Origin of the sequence: Pseudomonas sp. MYb2 (assembly GCF_002979955.1) — a bacterium.
GTDB lineage: Bacteria > Pseudomonadota > Gammaproteobacteria > Pseudomonadales > Pseudomonadaceae > Aquipseudomonas.
This window is the reverse complement of record NZ_PCQC01000007.1, coordinates 81,158-98,205: the sequence shown is the minus strand read 5'-3', so window position 1 is coordinate 98,205 and position 17,048 is coordinate 81,158. Positions and strand designations below refer to the sequence as shown.

18 protein-coding genes are annotated in these 17,048 nt (G+C 58.1%); 12 read left to right on the top strand and 6 right to left on the bottom strand.

What is annotated here, in order from left to right; all coding sequences use genetic code 11:
• Window positions 1-128: 128 nt before the first annotated feature.
• The 4 genes from zwf (at window position 129) to CQ009_RS13965 (ending at window position 3,910) form a co-directional block, all read left to right on the top strand.
• Window positions 129-1,595, top strand: a complete 1,467-nt coding sequence (zwf, locus tag CQ009_RS13980) for a glucose-6-phosphate dehydrogenase (protein ID WP_105706978.1) — start codon at window positions 129-131, stop codon at window positions 1,593-1,595.
• Window positions 1,582-2,295, top strand: a complete 714-nt coding sequence (pgl, locus tag CQ009_RS13975; protein ID WP_105706975.1) for a 6-phosphogluconolactonase — start codon at window positions 1,582-1,584, stop codon at window positions 2,293-2,295. The genes zwf and pgl overlap by 14 nt, the downstream gene beginning before the upstream one ends.
• Before the next feature lie 17 nt (window positions 2,296-2,312).
• On the top strand, window positions 2,313-2,978 hold the full coding sequence (locus CQ009_RS13970) for a bifunctional 4-hydroxy-2-oxoglutarate aldolase/2-dehydro-3-deoxy-phosphogluconate aldolase (protein ID WP_008082815.1): 666 nt from the start codon (window positions 2,313-2,315) through the stop codon (window positions 2,976-2,978).
• 206 nt (window positions 2,979-3,184) lie between these two features.
• Window positions 3,185-3,910 (top strand): intradiol ring-cleavage dioxygenase, encoded by a 726-nt coding sequence (locus tag CQ009_RS13965; RefSeq protein ID WP_105706973.1) that lies wholly within the window; start codon window positions 3,185-3,187, stop codon window positions 3,908-3,910.
• A 4-nt stretch (window positions 3,911-3,914) separates the two neighbouring features.
• Here CQ009_RS13965 and CQ009_RS13960 read toward each other — a convergent pair whose 3' ends face one another.
• Both CQ009_RS13960 and CQ009_RS13955 read right to left on the bottom strand, forming a co-directional pair.
• Entirely contained in the window at window positions 3,915-5,096 is a 1,182-nt protein-coding gene (locus CQ009_RS13960) for an aminotransferase class V-fold PLP-dependent enzyme (RefSeq protein WP_105706971.1), read from the bottom strand.
• Between the two features lie 28 nt (window positions 5,097-5,124).
• Entirely contained in the window at window positions 5,125-5,361 is a 237-nt protein-coding gene (locus CQ009_RS13955) for a DUF3820 family protein (protein ID WP_003227425.1), read from the bottom strand.
• A 205-nt stretch (window positions 5,362-5,566) separates the two neighbouring features.
• On the opposite strand from CQ009_RS13955, the gene CQ009_RS13950 reads away from it, so the two are divergent.
• Complete coding sequence (locus CQ009_RS13950; RefSeq protein WP_064391705.1) at window positions 5,567-6,034, top strand: PA2169 family four-helix-bundle protein; 468 nt, start codon at window positions 5,567-5,569, stop codon at window positions 6,032-6,034.
• A gap of 140 nt (window positions 6,035-6,174) precedes the next feature.
• Here CQ009_RS13950 and CQ009_RS13945 read toward each other — a convergent pair whose 3' ends face one another.
• Both CQ009_RS13945 and CQ009_RS13940 read right to left on the bottom strand, forming a co-directional pair.
• The gene (locus tag CQ009_RS13945) at window positions 6,175-6,645 is read right to left on the bottom strand and encodes a MaoC family dehydratase (RefSeq protein WP_003227420.1); all 471 of its coding nucleotides are present in this window, start codon (window positions 6,643-6,645) and stop codon (window positions 6,175-6,177) included.
• A 42-nt stretch (window positions 6,646-6,687) separates the two neighbouring features.
• A complete protein-coding gene (locus CQ009_RS13940) occupies window positions 6,688-7,632 on the bottom strand; it encodes an alpha/beta hydrolase (protein WP_064392138.1) in 945 nt (314 codons plus the stop codon).
• A gap of 201 nt (window positions 7,633-7,833) precedes the next feature.
• Between CQ009_RS13940 and fadD2 the strand changes: the two genes are divergently transcribed.
• Together fadD2 and fadD1 are read left to right on the top strand one after the other, a co-directional pair.
• A complete protein-coding gene (gene fadD2, locus CQ009_RS13935) occupies window positions 7,834-9,522 on the top strand; it encodes a long-chain-fatty-acid--CoA ligase FadD2 (RefSeq protein ID WP_105706969.1) in 1,689 nt (562 codons plus the stop codon).
• A 347-nt stretch (window positions 9,523-9,869) separates the two neighbouring features.
• Entirely contained in the window at window positions 9,870-11,567 is a 1,698-nt protein-coding gene (gene fadD1 / locus CQ009_RS13930; protein ID WP_064391702.1) for a long-chain-fatty-acid--CoA ligase FadD1, read from the top strand.
• 217 nt (window positions 11,568-11,784) lie between these two features.
• On the opposite strand, the gene CQ009_RS13925 is transcribed toward fadD1, so the two are convergent.
• A complete protein-coding gene (locus CQ009_RS13925) occupies window positions 11,785-12,162 on the bottom strand; it encodes a hypothetical protein (RefSeq protein ID WP_064391701.1) in 378 nt (125 codons plus the stop codon).
• Between the two features lie 197 nt (window positions 12,163-12,359).
• On the opposite strand from CQ009_RS13925, the gene CQ009_RS13920 reads away from it, so the two are divergent.
• From CQ009_RS13920 to def, 3 genes are all read left to right on the top strand, one after another.
• Window positions 12,360-12,551: a CsbD family protein gene (locus CQ009_RS13920; RefSeq protein WP_007917841.1), complete on the top strand. Its 192-nt coding sequence runs from the start codon at window positions 12,360-12,362 to the stop codon at window positions 12,549-12,551.
• Window positions 12,552-12,715: 164 nt separating this feature from the next.
• Window positions 12,716-13,666, top strand: coding sequence for a YihY/virulence factor BrkB family protein (locus CQ009_RS13915; protein ID WP_064391698.1), 951 nt, complete (start codon window positions 12,716-12,718; stop codon window positions 13,664-13,666).
• A 2-nt stretch (window positions 13,667-13,668) separates the two neighbouring features.
• Window positions 13,669-14,208: a peptide deformylase gene (def, locus tag CQ009_RS13910; RefSeq protein ID WP_105706966.1), complete on the top strand. Its 540-nt coding sequence runs from the start codon at window positions 13,669-13,671 to the stop codon at window positions 14,206-14,208.
• A 123-nt stretch (window positions 14,209-14,331) separates the two neighbouring features.
• Here the strand turns inward: def and CQ009_RS13900 are convergent, their stop codons facing one another.
• Window positions 14,332-14,748: a GNAT family N-acetyltransferase gene (locus CQ009_RS13900; protein ID WP_105706965.1), complete on the bottom strand. Its 417-nt coding sequence runs from the start codon at window positions 14,746-14,748 to the stop codon at window positions 14,332-14,334.
• Window positions 14,749-15,073: 325 nt separating this feature from the next.
• Here CQ009_RS13900 and CQ009_RS13895 point away from each other — a divergent pair, with 325 nt between their 5' ends.
• Window positions 15,074-16,015, top strand: a complete 942-nt coding sequence (locus CQ009_RS13895) for a fatty acid desaturase (RefSeq protein ID WP_105706962.1) — start codon at window positions 15,074-15,076, stop codon at window positions 16,013-16,015.
• A gap of 139 nt (window positions 16,016-16,154) precedes the next feature.
• Window positions 16,155-16,946 carry a phosphate/phosphite/phosphonate ABC transporter substrate-binding protein gene (locus CQ009_RS13890; protein WP_105706960.1) on the top strand — a complete coding sequence of 264 codons (792 nt, stop codon included), beginning with the start codon at window positions 16,155-16,157 and terminating at the stop codon, window positions 16,944-16,946.
• Window positions 16,947-17,048: the final 102 nt, after the last annotated feature.

Below are 17,048 nucleotides of genomic sequence, written 5' to 3'. Positions count from 1 at the left end.
ATGCGTCCGAGCGACCACCACTCGGAATCTGTATTTTGCGAAAATGTTGTGGTTATTACTACATTTTCCCTTGAGTGATGCCTTGAAAAAAGGTATTTGTAGCTTAACTTGATAAAAGAACAAACATCATGCCTTCGATTACGGTTGAACCGTGCACCTTTGCCTTGTTCGGCGCGCTTGGCGATCTGGCCCTGCGCAAGCTGTTTCCTGCCCTTTATCACCTCGATGGCGCCGACTTGTTGCACGAGGACACGCGCATCATCGCCCTGGCCCGTGAAGAAGGTTCCGAGCAGCAGCACCTGGCATTCATCGCCGCCGAACTGCGCCGTTATGTAGGCAAAGAGCTGGACGAGGCCGTCGCCGAGCGCTTTCTCGCACGGCTGACCTACCTGCACGTCGACTTCCTCAGATCTGAAGATTATGTGGCGCTGGCCGAACTGGCCGGCAGCACGCAACGCATGATTGCCTACTTCGCCACACCGGCAGCGGTGTACGGCGCGATCTGCGAGAACCTGGCGAAAGTCGGTCTGGCGGAAAACACTCGCGTGGTGCTGGAAAAACCGATCGGCTCCGACCTCGAATCGTCGCGCAAAGTGAACGACGCCGTGGCGCAGTTCTTCCCGGAGAACCGCACCTACCGCATCGACCATTACCTGGGCAAAGAAACCGTTCAGAACCTGATCGCCCTGCGTTTCGCCAACAGCCTGTTCGAAACCCAGTGGAACCAGAATTACATCTCCCACGTGGAAATCACCGTCGCCGAGAAGGTCGGCATCGAAGGCCGTTGGGGCTACTTCGACAAGGCCGGCCAACTGCGCGACATGATCCAGAATCACCTGCTGCAGCTGCTCTGCCTGATTGCCATGGATCCGCCGGCCGACCTGTCCGCCGACAGCATCCGTGACGAGAAAGTAAAAGTGCTCAAGGCGCTGGCGCCGATCAGTCCCGAAGGCCTGACCACTCAGGTCGTGCGCGGCCAGTACATCGCCGGCCACAGCGAAGGCAAATCGGTACCGGGTTACCTCGAAGAACCGAATTCCAACACCCAGAGCGACACCGAAACCTTCGTCGCCCTGCGTGCCGATATCCGCAACTGGCGCTGGGCCGGCGTGCCGTTCTACCTGCGCACCGGCAAGCGCATGCCGCAAAAGCTGTCGCAGATTGTTATCCACTTCAAGGAACCGTCGCACTACATCTTCGCCCCCGAGCAGCGCTTGCAGATCAGCAACAAACTGATCATCCGCCTGCAGCCGGACGAAGGCATTTCCTTGCGTGTGATGACCAAAGAGCAAGGCCTGGACAAAGGCATGCAACTGCGCAGCGGGCCGCTGCAACTGAATTTCTCCGACACCTGGCGTAGCGCGCGGATCCCCGATGCCTACGAGCGGTTGTTGCTGGAAGTGATGAACGGCAATCAGAACCTGTTTGTCCGTAAAGATGAAATCGAAGCCGCGTGGAACTGGTGTGACCAGCTGATCGCCGGATGGAAAAAATCCGGTGACGCGCCCAAGCCGTATGCGGCCGGGTCGTGGGGGCCGATGAGCTCCATTGCATTGATCACGCGGGACGGGAGGTCGTGGTATGGCGATATCTGATGTGCAACTGCCTGCGGGCGTGAACGCTCACGAATTCAAGAGTCCGGTGCTGTTGGCCGAAGGTCTGGCGCTGAACGTTGCCAAGCAATTGAGCGAGGCCATTGCTGCACGCGGCAACGCGGTGCTGGTGGTGTCGGGCGGTCGTAGCCCGGTGGCGTTTTTCCAGCATTTGGCCAAGCAGGACCTGGACTGGTCGAAGGTCGTCGTGACCCTTGCCGATGAGCGCTGGGTACCGGTTGAACACGCCGACAGCAATGCCGGCCTGCTCAAGCAATACCTGCTCAAAGGCCCGGCGGCGAAAGCGCAATTCCTCAGCCTTTACAGCGCTGCGGCCAGCGTCGAGCAGGCCGCCGAACAGGCTGACCGCTTGCTCGCCGAACTGCCGCCGATTGACGTGCTGGTGCTGGGCATGGGCGATGACGGCCACACCGCGTCGCTGTTCCCCAACAGCCCGAACCTCGCCGAAGCCTTGCAAGTCGATGGCGCACGCCGTTGCTGGCCGATGCTGGCGCCGAGCGTGCCGCGTCAGCGCCTGACCATGAGCCGTGCGCTGCTGGCCTCGGCCAAGCACAAGATTCTGTCGATTTCCGGTCAGTCGAAACTGACCACCCTGAATGCCGCGCTGGCATCCGATGACGTCGCCGCCATGCCGGTGCGCGCGTTTCTGCAACCTACGTTAGAGATTTACTGGTGCCCATGAGCCAAGGAACAGCCGCTATGACAACCCCATCCCCGACCGTTTCCATGGCGGACAAAGTTGCCCTGATCGACAGCCTCTGCGCCAAGGCGCGGATCCTGCCGGTGATCACCATCGCTCGCGAACAGGACGTGCTGCCATTGGCCGACGCCCTGGCTGCCGGTGGTCTGACCGCGCTGGAAGTGACCCTGCGTTCGCAGTTCGGCCTCAAGGCCATTCAGATCCTGCGCGACCAGCGTCCGGAACTGATGACCGGTGCCGGCACCGTGCTCGATCGCAACATGCTCGCGGCTGCCGAAGCTGCCGGCTCGCAATTCATCGTCACCCCGGGCATCACCCGTGATTTGCTCGAAGCCAGTGTCGACAGCCCGATTCCGCTGTTGCCGGGCATCAGCAACGCCTCCGGCATCATGGAAGGCTATGGCCTGGGTTATCGCCGCTTCAAGTTGTTCCCGGCGGAAGTCAGCGGTGGCGTAGCAGCAATCAAGGCCCTCGGCGGCCCGTTCGGTGAAGTGAAATTCTGCCCGACTGGCGGCGTCGGCCCGGCCAATATCAAGAGCTACATGGCGCTGAAAAACGTCATGTGCGTGGGCGGTAGCTGGATGCTTGATCCAGAGTGGATCAAGAACGGCGACTGGGCCCGTATTCAGGAATGCACCGCCGAGGCACTGGCGCTGCTGGACTGATTGTTACCAGACACTTCGTTGTGTGTTCTACGGCTTTACGGTGCGCTTGGTCGGTGCACCGTTTTTTTTGCCCGCGCAAAAGCCAACGGCAAAAGATCGCTGCCTTCGGCAACTCCTGCAAAAGTTACGACGCGATACATAGTTACCGCACACAGGCTTTTGCCTGGCGCTAATCTGCGTTCATCTTATGGAAGAGAGAACGCGTCATGGCCCAAGACTCTGCAGCATCCTCAAATAACCAAGTGTATCAACTGGCCCCCGAGCAAATCGCCGGACCGTACTTTCGCAACCCGAAATTGCTGCGCCGCAACATCAGCGAGGGTGCAGAAGGTTTGCCGCTGCTGCTGCGCCTGACCATCGTTGATGCAATGACCGGTGAGCCGGTCAGTGGCGCGCTGGTGGATATCTGGCACTGCAATGCGCGCGGCGCGTATTCGGGCTGGAGCCGGGTCAATCCGGATCTTGAAGCCGATGCCGAGGCCATCGGTTCAATCCCGCGTACCGATGATGACACCTACCTGCGCGGCAGCCAGTTTTGTGATCCCAAGGGCCGCGTGCGCTTCACGACGATTTATCCGGGGTTTTACGCCGGTCGCGCACTGCATATTCATATGGCGGTGCGCATCGTTGCCGGCAGCGAATTTCTCGAAGCACGCAATGTGGCCTGGGTTGGCCAGTTGTATTTCCCGGAGGTCGTTTCGCGCTCGGTACTCAATGCCAAAGCCTATCGCGGACGCTCGGCGAAGGTACTGAACAATGCCGAGGACAGCTATTACGCCGACATGCAGGGCGAAGCCTCGACGCTGACAGTGTGGCCGATCGGTCGCGATACTCATGAGGATGGTTTTTTCGGCCAACTGACGATCGGTATCGATACCTTCGCTGTGTCGTCGCAGATCAAACCCGAGGACTTCGACAAATTCACCGTTTAAGCCATCAACGTAACTCGTTCAGTGCGCGGGTCAGCAGTTGCATGTCGCCAGCGGTGGTGGTCAGCCCCGGTGTAATGCGGATGCAAGGCCCGCACGCCGCGCCATTGCGAACCACCGTGAACAGATTGAAGTCATTGAGCAAATGCTCCGCCATGGCCTGTTGGTCGTCGTGACGAGTGAAGCGCAACGCCGTGATCCCGCAATACAATCGCGGATCGTCGGGCGTCATCACTTCAATGCCCGGTAAATGCCGCACGGCGCTGACCCACAGGTTGCGCAGGTAGTTCAGGCGGGCACCTTTTGCCGCTGCGCCGCCGAGTGAACGATGCTCCTCGAATACCAGCGGCAGTGTCATCAATGCCGGAATGTTGGGAGTGCTGTAGGACGTGCGCGCTCGGATGTCATTGACCGGATAGTGCATCTCGCCCATGTCCGGATCGATGTCAGCCAGACGCTGTGGGGCAATATAGATGAAGCCAAGCGTCAGCGGCGCACCGATCCATTTGTGCAGGTTGTAACCGGCGAAGGCGATACCGAGGGCATCGAAGTCGAACTCGATCTGACCGAGGGCGTGGGCACCATCAAGAATGATGTCGACCCCATGCTCCCTGGCCAGCGCGGCAATGGCTTGTACCGGCATCACCAGGCCGGTGCGATGGGTAACGTGTGTCAGGGCCATCAGTTTCAGTTTCGGATGGCGAATAAAGGTTTCGCGGTAAGTTTCCAGCAGGCTGTCGAAGCTCGCCGGGTGTGCATGCGAAATCTCGATGATCTCGACGCCGCGATGTCTGGCCAGCCAGCGCATGGCGCCCTTGACCGTGTCGTACTCAAGGTCGCAGATCAGCAACTGGTCGCCCGGTTGCAGGCGGTTGTAATTGCGGATCAGCGATTGCAGGCCTTCGGTGGCATTGCGCGTGAAGGCCACGCTCTGTGCGCGTACGCCCATCTGCTCTGCCAACTGCGCGCGGATGTCTAGATTGTCGTGCTGCTCAAAGCGCTGGCGCACGTACACCGAGTTGCTGGTATTGATCAGCTCGATATTGCGCTGATACTCCTCGATCACCGTACGCGACATACGCCCGAAGTAACCGTTTTCCAGGTTCACAGGGCCGGGTTGAACATCGTAACGGTCGGCGAACGTCTGCCAGAAGGCTTCGTCACGGGCACGGCGGGTGTTATCGGGCATGGCGGCTGGCTCTATAGAGGAGGGCGCTTCAGTGGCGCGGGGCAGGTTTGCCATGTTTGGCGCGCAGCGGTTCGAGCAAGTCAGACAAGCCGTTGTGGTCGATCTCCTGCATCAGCGCCAGCAGGCCGCCGAGTTCGCCATGGGGAAAACCTTCGCGGGCAAACCAGTTGAGGTAAGGCCCCGGCAGGTCGGCAATGATCCGGCCCTTGTATTTGCCGAAGGGCATTTCGCGGGTGATCAGCAGTTCGAGTTTTTCGGGATTCATTGCGGTTTTCGTCTGGCTTCAAATCAAACTGGAAAATACAGGCATTCTGCATGCAGGCCAAATGACAGATCATGCAAATAACCGCGATACAGATAGTTCATTTATATTTAACTTGTTGATTTATAACGATATTTATCTTACAAAAAAGCTGGCACGCACACTGCAATATCCCTTGCATCTTCCACCGATCGCAAGGAATTGAAAAATGACCGACATGAATAAAGAAGCCATCTCTGTACTCAATGACCTGATTGAAACCTGCAAGGACGGTCAGGAAGGGTTCAAGACTTGCGCCGAAGACATCAAGCACCCAGAACTGAAAACCCTGTTTGTCACTCGCTCTGCCGACTGCGCCACTGCTGCAGCTGAGCTGCAAGCCGAAGTTCGCAAACTGGGCGGCGATCCGGAAACCTCTACCAGCGTCAGCGGTGATCTGCACCGTCGTTGGGTCGACGTCAAAGCCATGTTCACTGGCAAGGATGAGGAGGCTGTGCTGAACGAAGCCGAGCGCGGTGAAGACCATGCGCTGAAGGCTTATCGTGAAGCCATCGAAAAAATCAACAAGCACAACCTGGTGGGCATTCGTGACCTGGTTGAGCGCCAATACCATGGCGTGCAACGCAACCATGACCAAGTGAAAGCCCTGCGTAACCAGGCTCGCGCACGCTCGTAAGCGTACGCCGGTTACAAAAAACGCCAGCTAGTCTGGCGTTTTTTTATGAGTGTTTTGAAAGCAAAAGATCGCAGCCTGCGGCAGCTCCTACAGTGAAGGCATTCCCCTGTAGGAGCTGCCGAAGGCTGCGATCTTTTCAATCAGCCAATGCTGATGGCCGGCAACGTCGGCAACGTCACAGTCTGCTGCTTACGCGGCGCCAGAATCTCCGCCTCACCGTCCACCACCAACTCATCACGCTGGTTGAACACGCGAGTGGCAATGCGCACGCGAAACTTGGGCAGTTTCTCGAGAATTTCCAGGCGCACTGTCAGCGTGTCACCGATCTTCACCGGTTTCTGAAAGCTCATCTGCTGGCCGATGTAAATTGTGCCCGGCCCAGGCAGTTCACAGGCCACCGCGGCGCTGATCAAGGCGCCACTGAACATGCCGTGAGCGATACGCTCCTTGAACATGCTGGCTGCCGCGAACTCTGCGTCCAGGTGCACCGGGTTGTGGTCGCCGGACATCGCGGCGAACAGCTGAATGTCGCGCTCTTCGACAGTCTTGCTGTAGCTCGCAGTCTGGCCGACTTCGAGGGCTTCGTAAGGGATGTTGGTAACCTGGGTCATCGATTTCGGTTCCTGTGACGGATTAAATAAATCCACAAAAAATCATTCACTGCGCTGAGGTCGCGGATGGCTCAGCGCTTGGGCGATCCAGGCCAGCACATCGGCGATCACTTCATCGCGATTGGTTTCGTTGAACAATTCGTGCCGGGCCTGCGGGTAGATTTTCAATTGCAGGTTCTGGCTGCCGGCTGTGCGTAAGGCATTGGCCAGATCTGTCAGACGCTTGCCGTCACTCACCGGATCACATTCACCGCCGATCACCAGCAATGGCAGGCCCGGGTCGATCTGCGCGAGATTGGACGCTTTGCTGATTTGCTGCAAGCCACCGAGCAGGTCGATCCATAGCTGATTGGTACAGCGAAAGCCGCAGAGCGGGTCAGCGGCGTATTTGTCGACTTCGGTCGGATCGCGGCTCAGCCAGTCGAACGGCGTGCGCACCGGTTTGAATTGTTTGTTGAACGAGCCGAACGACAGCCACTCGATCAGTGCACTGCGGCCCTTGCCGCCTTGACGCAGTTTTTCCAGGCGGGCGATCTGCCGCGCGGCACCATACAAGGCCACCGGCTGGAAATTCGAGCCACTGAGAATCGCCCCGGTCAGGCTGGCGCTGTGGTGCAGTAAATAGCCTTGGGCAAGATAGCTGCCCATGCTGTGGCCGAGCAGGATGATCGGCACGCCGGGGTGTTGCTGGCCAATGTATTGATTGAGGCTGGCCAGATCGCCAAGGACTTTGCACCAACCGTCATCATCGGCGAAATGGCCGACGGTGCCCTGATCGGCAGTTCTGCCATGTCCCCGCAGATCCGGGGCATATACGCCATATCCTTTGTCGCAAAACGTGTCGGCCAGACGGGCATAACGACCGCTGTGTTCGGCCATGCCATGGGCCAGCAGGATCACCGCTTTCAACGGCGCGGCGGGCAGCCATTGGTTGACGAACAGGCGGCTGCGGTCACTCGCGTCCAGCCACAGGGTGTCGTGGGTCATGGCGATTCCTTTGCTCAAGAGTCGGATCATTGTATAGCGCGTCTGATCAGCCCACGCCACGGCAGGAAGATTCACACGATCAATGACGGCTTTGCTCATATTTGCCTGAATGGCCATAACTGCTAGTGTCCGTGAAGCTCCGCTTTTTCAGAAATGACAGAAAGCGGCCCCGGATCGGCTCAGGTAAAGAGGACAAGAACAATGCAACCTGATTTCTGGAACGACAAGCGCCCGGCCGGCGTGCCGCTGGACATCGACATGGGTGAGTTCAAGTCGGTGATCGAGGTGTTCGAGCGTTCCTGCAAGAAGTTCGCGGATCGCCCGGCGTTCAGCAACATGGGCGTGACCCTGACCTACGCTGAACTTGAGCGCCAGAGCGCAGCCTTTGCCGGTTACCTGCAAGCGCATACCGATCTGGTGCCGGGCGATCGCATTGCCGTGCAGATGCCCAACGTCCTGCATTACCCGATCGCTGTGTTCGGCGCGTTGCGCGCCGGGCTGATCGTGGTCAACACCAACCCGCTGTATACCGCGCGGGAGATGCGCCATCAGTTCAAGGATTCCGGCGCACGGGCGTTGGTGTACCTGAACATGTTTGGCCAGAAAGTCCAGGAAGTACTGGCCGACACCGACATCCAGTACCTGATCGAAGCGAAGATGGGCGACCTGATGCCCACCGCCAAGGGCTGGCTGGTCAACACCGTGGTCAGCAAAGTGAAGAAAATGGTCCCGGACTATTCGCTGCCGCAGGCCATCTCCTTCAAGAGTGCGCTGCGCATGGGGCGGGGTCTGGGCATCAAGCCGTTGAAGGTCAGCCTCGACGACATCGCCGTGCTGCAATACACCGGCGGCACCACCGGCCTGGCCAAGGGCGCGATGCTGACCCACGGCAATCTGGTAGCGAACATGCAGCAAGTGCGTGCCTGTCTGGCACAGCTCGGCCCGGACGGTCAGCCTTTGTTGCGCGAAGGTCAGGAAGTGATGGTCGCGCCGCTGCCGCTGTACCACATCTATGCCTTCACCGCGAATTGCATGTGCATGATGGTCTCCGGCAACCACAACGTGCTGATCACCAACCCGCGCGACATTGCCGGTTTCATCAAGGAACTGAAGAACTGGCGCTTCTCGGCTCTGTTGGGTTTGAACACCTTGTTCGTCGCATTGATGGAACACCCGGATTTCAAGACCCTGGATTTCTCCAGCCTGAAACTCACCAACTCCGGCGGCACCGCGCTGGTCAAAGCCACCGCCGAGCGTTGGGAGCAGATGACCGGTTGCCGCATTACCGAAGGTTACGGTCTGACCGAAACCTCGCCAGTGGCCTGCACCAACCCGTATGGCGATCAATCGCGCCTCGGTACCGTCGGCCTGCCAGTGCCGGGCACGTTGCTCAAAGTCATCAACGATGACGGCGTCGAGCAGCCGATGGGCGAGCGCGGCGAGTTGTGCATCAAAGGCCCGCAGATCATGAAGGGCTACTGGAACAAACCCGAAGCCACCGCTGAAGTGCTGGATGGCGAAGGCTGGTTCAAATCGGGCGACATCGCGGTGATCGATCCGGACGGGTTTGTACGCATCGTCGATCGCAAGAAGGACATGATCATCGTCTCCGGTTTCAATGTGTACCCGAACGAGATTGAGGACGTGGTCATGGCTCACCCGAAGGTCGCCAACTGCGCGGTGATCGGCGTGCCGGACGAGCGCTCGGGCGAGGCAGTGAAGCTGTTTGTGGTAGCGCGGGAAACCGGTGTCAGCCTTGAAGAGCTCAAGGCCTACTGCAAAGAAAATTTCACCGCGTACAAAGTGCCGAAACACATTGTGTTGCGTGAGTCGTTGCCGATGACGCCGGTCGGCAAGATTCTGCGGAGGGAGTTGCGCGATATCGCTTAACCGACAGAAGCGAAAAGATCGCAGCCTGCGGCAGCTCCTACCTTGGAATGCATTTCCTGTAGGCGCTGCCGAAGGCTGCGATCTTTTGCTTTAAGTCCACGAAAACCGGGGCTTTCAAGGCGATATAGGATTTTTGCTCTAAAATGACTGTTGGCAAGTCTTGAGTCATAAATATGACTGTATGGGCCGCTTTTGGCTCTGGTCGACCCTCGGCAAAGCTGCTACTCTCGGCGCGCTTTGTGACTTCTCGGCCTATCTGAAAGCCAGATTCACCAATACAAAACACACACCAATAATAATCGCATCAAATGCGGTGAAGAATTCGCGTTGCTGAGGAGTGGGCTTCCATGATCGAAGACTTTTGGAAGGATAAATACCCGGCTGGAATTGCTGCCGACATCAATCCAGACGAGTATCCGAACATTCAGGCAGTGTTGAAGCAATCCTGCCAACGCTTCGCCAACAAACCGGCTTTCAGCAACCTGGGCAAGACAATCACCTACGGTGAGCTGTACGAATTGTCCGGTGCGTTTGCCGCGTATCTGCAACAGCATACCGACTTGCAGCCCGGTGATCGAATCGCCGTGCAATTGCCCAACGTTCTGCAGTACCCGGTGGCCGTCTTCGGCGCGATCCGCGCGGGGCTGATCGTGGTCAATACCAACCCGCTCTATACCGCGCGGGAAATGGAGCACCAATTCAACGATTCCGGTGCCAAGGCCCTGGTTTGCCTGGCAAACATGGCGCATCTGGCTGAGGCCGTGGTGCCGAAAACCGGCGTCAAACACGTCATCGTCACCGAAGTCGCCGACCTGCTGCCGCCGATCAAGCGCCTGCTGATCAACAGCGTCATCAAATACGTGAAGAAAATGGTCCCGGCCTATCACCTGCCGAACGCCATCAAGTTCAACGACGTATTGAGCAAAGGCCAGGGCCAGCCTGTGGCTGAAGCCAACCCGGACAGCGGCGATGTCGCGGTGCTGCAATACACCGGCGGCACCACTGGCGTGGCCAAGGGCGCGATGCTGACCCACCGCAACCTCGTCGCCAACATGCTGCAATGCAAGGCGCTGATGGGCTCCAACCTCAACGAAGGCTGCGAGATCCTGATCACGCCGCTGCCGCTGTACCACATCTATGCGTTCACTTTTCATTGCATGGCGATGATGCTGATCGGCAACCACAACATCCTGATCAGCAACCCGCGTGACCTGCCGGCGATGGTCAAGGAACTGTCGAAGTGGAAGTTCAGCGGTTTTGTAGGGCTGAACACGCTGTTCGTGGCGCTGTGCAACAACGAAGCTTTCCGCAAGCTGGATTTCTCCGCACTGAAAGTCACCTTGTCCGGCGGCATGGCCCTGCAACTGGCCGCTGCCGAGCGCTGGAAAGCCGTGACCGGTTGTGCGATCTGCGAAGGTTACGGCATGACCGAAACCAGTCCGGTGGCCACGGTCAACCCGATCCAGCATATCCAGATCGGCACCATCGGCATTCCAGTGCCGTCGACCCTGTGCAAAGTCATCGACGATGCCGGTGTCGAGCAGCCGCTGGGCGAAATCGGCGAACTGTGCGTCAAGGGCCCGCAAGTGATGAAGGGTTACTGGCAGCGTCAGGAAGCCACCGATGAAATGCTCGACAGCGATGGCTGGCTGAAGACCGGCGACATCGCGTTGATCCAGCCGGACGGCTACATGCGCATTGTCGATCGCAAGAAAGACATGATTCTGGTCTCCGGTTTCAACGTCTATCCGAACGAACTGGAAGACGTGCTGGCAACCCTGCCAGGCGTGTTGCAGTGCGCGGCCATTGGCGTGCCGGACGAGAAGTCGGGCGAGGCGATCAAGATTTTCATCGTTGCCAAACCAGGCGTGACCCTGACCAAAGAGCAGGTAATGGATCACATGCGTGCCAACGTCACTGGTTACAAGGTGCCGCGCTCGGTGGAGTTCCGTGATGCGCTGCCGACCACCAACGTCGGCAAGATCCTGCGCCGCGAGTTGCGGGATGAAGAGCTGAAGAAGATCAAGGCCAAGTCCGCCGCCTGAACCAAAAAGCCCCGCATCAGCGGGGCTTTTTGTTGGTGCGAGGCAGGGCTTGGGTTATGCGCTGAACCTGCCCCTCACCCCAGCCCTCTCCCGAGGGAGAGGGAGCCGATCGCGTGCAGTTCAAAACCTGAGTTCGACTCGATATTTCAAGTCGGTGTAGCTCGCCCAAACACCTCAGTCAGTCCCCTCTTCCTCTGGGAGAGGGTTAGGGTGAGGGCTATTGACGGAACGGCGCGAAATTCACATTGGTCCCCGACGGACGCATGTCCTGCAGATACGAATCCTTGTCCGCACTCAATTCCAGGCTCAACGCCGCTTTGCGTTTGCCTTCATTGCGAATCACCAGCCCTTCGAGCTTTTCACGCAAAAACACCGTCGGCACTTTCAGGTGCAGCAGTTCGTCGGTCGCCGGCGTGTGCATCAGCAGGTGAATCCACTCGTACTGGCCGACCGCCAGGCGCGACACCGGCAGATCGAACCACCAGATGTTGCGGTTACGGTTCAGTTCGGCGAAGTGGCAGTTGTTGGTGCCGAGCACAGCGCCGCCCAGTTCCTGGTTGCGACGGGCGATGGCCTGCTTTTTATCGAGTTTCATAACATTCCTGCGGGATCGGTCTCAGGCGCATGGCGCCCCTATGCTGCGCATTCTCGGGGCATTGTCTGCAAACATAAAGCCCAACCTGCTCGCCGCGACGAAATGAGCCGCTGAAAATAAATGAAACTTGGCGCAAACCCGGCCAGTCAATCATTACGTACTGACTTTTCCCCCTTCATGCATCGCGGAGAAATACCATGAGTAGCACAGGCGATAAAGTAAAAGGCATGGCCAACGAAGCCGTCGGCAACGTCAAGCAAGGCGTCGGTAAAGCTACCGACAACAGCAAGCTGCAAGCCGAGGGCAAGATTCAAGAGAAAAAAGGTGAAGCCCAGCAGGCTGTAGGCAAAGCCAAAGACGCTGTCAAAAAAGGCGTCGACAAGGCGTAATTCAGCCTTGAACGAAATACATGAGCGGCCATCCAAGGATGGCCGTTTTTGTGTCGAAATCCTGCTGACACCCATCAAGGTTCGCCAAACAAGCTACCGTGATGTAAAAAACGGCCCCTGAGTCGCCACGACTTCAACCTGTTCTGCGGCGAAAGGAGACGCGAATGATATTTCCAGACATGAAAGGTCTGCCCCTGCACCGGGTGATGGTGCGTACGGTCACTGAGTTCGTCGACGACGAGATGTCGACCTACGCCTCGGCACTGGCCTACCAGATGCTGTTCTCGCTGTTCCCGTTCATTCTGTTCCTGATCGCGCTGATCGGTTTTCTGCACCTGCCGGACTTCTTCTCCTGGCTGCGCCTGCAGTCGGAACTGGTCTTGCCGCCGCAGGCGCTGGAGCAGGTCAACCCGGTAATCGACCAGTTGCAGCAGTCCAAGGGCGGCCTGCTCTCGGTCGGTATCGTGATTGCCCTCTATACCGCGTCCGCGGGTGTGCGGTTGATGATGAGCGCGATGAACGCCGCGTACGATGTGGTCGAAGGGCGGCCGATCTGGAAACGTTTCCCGCTGTCGATTTTCTACACCGTTGGCATCGCCGGCATGCTGCTGGTGGCTGCCGCACTGATGGTGCTCGGGCCGCAGGTGATGGGCTGGATCGCCGCGCAGGTTGGGCTGGAAGACTTCATCGTCACCGTGTGGACCATCGCGCGCTGGCCAGTAATCGTGATTCTGATGATGGTTGCGGTGGCATTGATCTACTACGTCATGCCCGACGTCAAACAGGAGTTCCGCTTCATCACCCCGGGCTCGGTACTGGCCGTGGTGGTGTGGATCATCGCTTCGTTGGGTTTCGCGTTTTATGTGAAAACCTTCGCCAACTACAACGCGATGTATGGCAGCATCGGCGCCATCATCGTGCTGTTGCTGTATTTCTACATTTCCGCTGCGGTGTTGCTGCTCGGCGCGGAGATGAATGCGGTGATCGAGCACATGTCCAGCGAGGGCAAGGACGCGGGTGAAAAAGTCCCCGGCGAACTCGATGAGCATCCCAAACAACACGTCTCGGGCCTGGGGCGCGATCACTCGCTCAAGCCGGACACTGACGAAGTCTGATCATGATCCGTGAAATTCTGAAAATGGGCGACGAGCGCCTGCTGCGCGTAGCGCCGCCGGTGCCGGCCGAGATGTTCGACAGCCCCGAGCTGTGGCAACTGATCGACGATATGTTCCAGACCATGGAAAGCGTCGGTGGCGTTGGCCTGGCTGCGCCGCAGATCGGTGTCGATCTGCAACTGGTGATCTTTGGTTTCGAACACAGCGAACGTTACCCGGACGCTGAAGCGGTGCCGCAGACAATCCTGATCAATCCGCTGATCACGCCGCTTAGTCCTTTGACGGAAGAAGGCTTTGAAGGCTGTTTGTCGGTGCCGGGTTTGCGTGGCGCGGTGGATCGCTATCAGCAGATTCGCTATGAAGGATTTGATCCGAAGGGCGAGCCGATTGTGCGTGTGGCTTCGGGTTTTCACGCGCGGGTGGTGCAGCATGAATGCGATCACTTGATCGGCCGGTTGTATCCGTCGCGCATCACTGACTTCACTAAGTTCGGTTATACCGAAGTGATGTTCCCGGATCTCGATCCCACAGCTGACGATTGATCCCCGAGAACACCACAACCCCCCTGTAGGAGTGAGCCTGCTCGCAATAGCGGTGTGTCAGTGACATTTTCGGTGACTGACACACCGCTATCGCGAGCAGGCTCACTCCTACAAGGATTCGCGTCAGATTGAAGTCTTGCGTTCCATCGCAATCATCGGCTTGCTCCGCGCATACCGGCTCAAACGCTCCGCCATCGCCTGGGGCAGCGCCGGGTCGAACGTGAACCCGCGTCGTTCATAAAACTCCCGCAGATCCGGATGACAGAACAGCCACACCGGCTCGCTGACACCCTTCACCGCAGCCGCCATCAAATGCGCCGCAATCCCCTGATCCCGGCACCTCGGATCAACGAATAACCCGGTCAACCAATGCCCGCCCGCAACCGGCCGCAAGCACAGCGCGGCGACAATCTCTCCCCGCCGAGCGACCCACAATTGTGCCTCGCGAACAGCTTTCATCGACGATTGATGGCTGCGGTAAAACTTGTTCATCAACGGCCATAACGACTCGTCGAGCAGGCTGTATTGGGTATCGGGCATGGGATCGGACTGTCGGTGGGCAAAGCGCCGATTATAAAAGAACGCACGGCTCTGGATAGGTGTATACCTGACCTCACATCCCCTGTGAGTGGAGTACGCATCATGTCCAAAGGTATGGATTCAAAGAAAGCCGCGAAGAAGAAACCGGCCAAGACCGCGATTGAAAAGCGCGCGGAGAAGAAAGCCAAGAAAGTCGACATCTTCGGCCATTGATCACGCCTTTCCGGAGCCCGGCTCTCGGGCTCCTGCCTGCACCCGAAAATAATCTGCAAGATTGCATTGCGTCGTTGCACAGAAGGGGACGATCCCCGTTCCGAGCAACGCCATGCCCCATTACTTCGACGCCGCCCATCGTCAACAGATCGAGACCCTGCGCCAACGCTTTACCGCCCGCACTGAATGGCCAACCTGGCTGTTGCTGATCGGCGTCTATGGCGGCTGGTTCGCCATTGTTCTCAATAGTCAGTGGCTCGGTCGTGGCTTGAGCACATTGCTGCTGATCCCGCTGCTGGTGCTGTGGTTGTCGGTACAGCACGAACTGCTTCACGGACATCCGACGCGCTGGACCCTCGTCAACAAAATCCTTGGCTATGCGCCGTTCGCGGTCTGGTATCCGTACACGCTCTACCGCGACAGCCACTTGCTGCATCATCGCGATGAGGATCTGACCGTGCCCGGCGTCGATCCGGAAAGCCGTTACCTGACCCGCGTGGGCTGGCAGGGCAGTTCGCTGTTCGAACGCAGTTTGCATTGGCTGAACAAAACCGTCCTTGGCCGCTTCGTGATCGGAGCGCCGTTGGCATTGATGGCGCTGGTCAAAGAAGAATTGATGCGACTGAAGAATGGCGAGCGCCAGGCTTGGTTGATGTGGCTGACGCATGCTGCGTTCACATTATTGATGCTGTGGTTCATTGCCCGTTTCAGTGTGCTGCCGGTCTGGCATTACCTGCTGCTGATCAGCGTGCCGGCGCTGTCGATTGCGATGATCCGTTCCTATCATGAACATCGCCCGCATGCGCAACCGGAACAGCGCACGGTGTTGAACGAAGCGGCTTGGCCGTGGCGCTGGTTGTTTCTGAATCTTAATTTTCATCTGGTGCATCACGATTTGCCCAAGCTTGCGTGGTACGACTTGCCCAAGGTCTACCGGACGCATCGCGAACAGTGGATCGCGCGCAGTGGCGGGTTTCTGGTGCAAGGGTATGGCGAGTTCTGGCGACGCAATGGCTTCAAGCCGATCGACAGTCCGCAACATCCCTTCCACTGACCCAAGACCACCACAACCCCCTGTAGGAGTGAGCCTGCTCGCGATAGCGGTGTCTCAGGCACTGAAGATGTCACTGATGCACCGCTATCGCGAGCAGGCTCACTCCTACATTGGATTTGTGTTTACCGGGAAAAAATGTATGACCCAACACCACACCGAACTCCTGATGTACATCGCCCCCGAGCCCATCCGCGCGGCCAATGAACGCTGGATTGCGCGCATTCTCAAGCAACTTGGCCACACTCGTCTGAGCGCTGAGGGCCTGTCACTGCCAGAACTCTGGATATCCCCCGATCTACTGCTCACACAAACCTGCGGCTATCCGCTGATGACTGCATTGCGCGGACAAGTGCGCATCGTCGGCCGCCCACGCTACGAACTCCCCGACGCCAGCGCCGGCAATCATTGCAGCCTGATCCTCGGTCGCGCTGACGACCCACGCAAAACCCTGGCGGAGTTGCGCGACAGTCGCGGGGTAATCAACAGTGAGGACTCCAACAGTGGCATGAACCTGCTGCGTCAGCGTCTGGCGCCGTTGCAGCAAAGTGGCCGGTTCTTCGCCACAGTCGAGGTCAGCGGCGGTCATCGGGAAAGTCTGCGCTGGCTGCGGGAAAACCGCGCCGATCTGGCGGCTATCGACAGCGTAACCTATGCCTATCTCGCGCAATATGCGCCGGAAGAGGTCAACGCCTTGCGAGTGATCGCGCGCAGTGCGTTGAGCCCGACCTTACCGTTCATTACGGTCGGTAGCGCTACGGATGAGCAGATCGAGCAGCTCCGACAGGTAATGAATGAAGCCTTGCGCGAACTCCCTGATGTCGTGCAGACATTGGGATTGCCTGAGGTGCTTGCGGCTAGCGAGAGCGATTATCAGATCCTGCTCGATTATCAGCGCGAGGCTGAAGAACTCGGTTATAGCCGCTTGCGCTAAAAGATCGCAGCCTTCGGCAGCTCCTACGGGGATCGGTGTAGGAGCTGCCGAAGGCTGCGATCTTTTGGTTTTTTTATTCTTTAATAGAATATAAAAATGAAA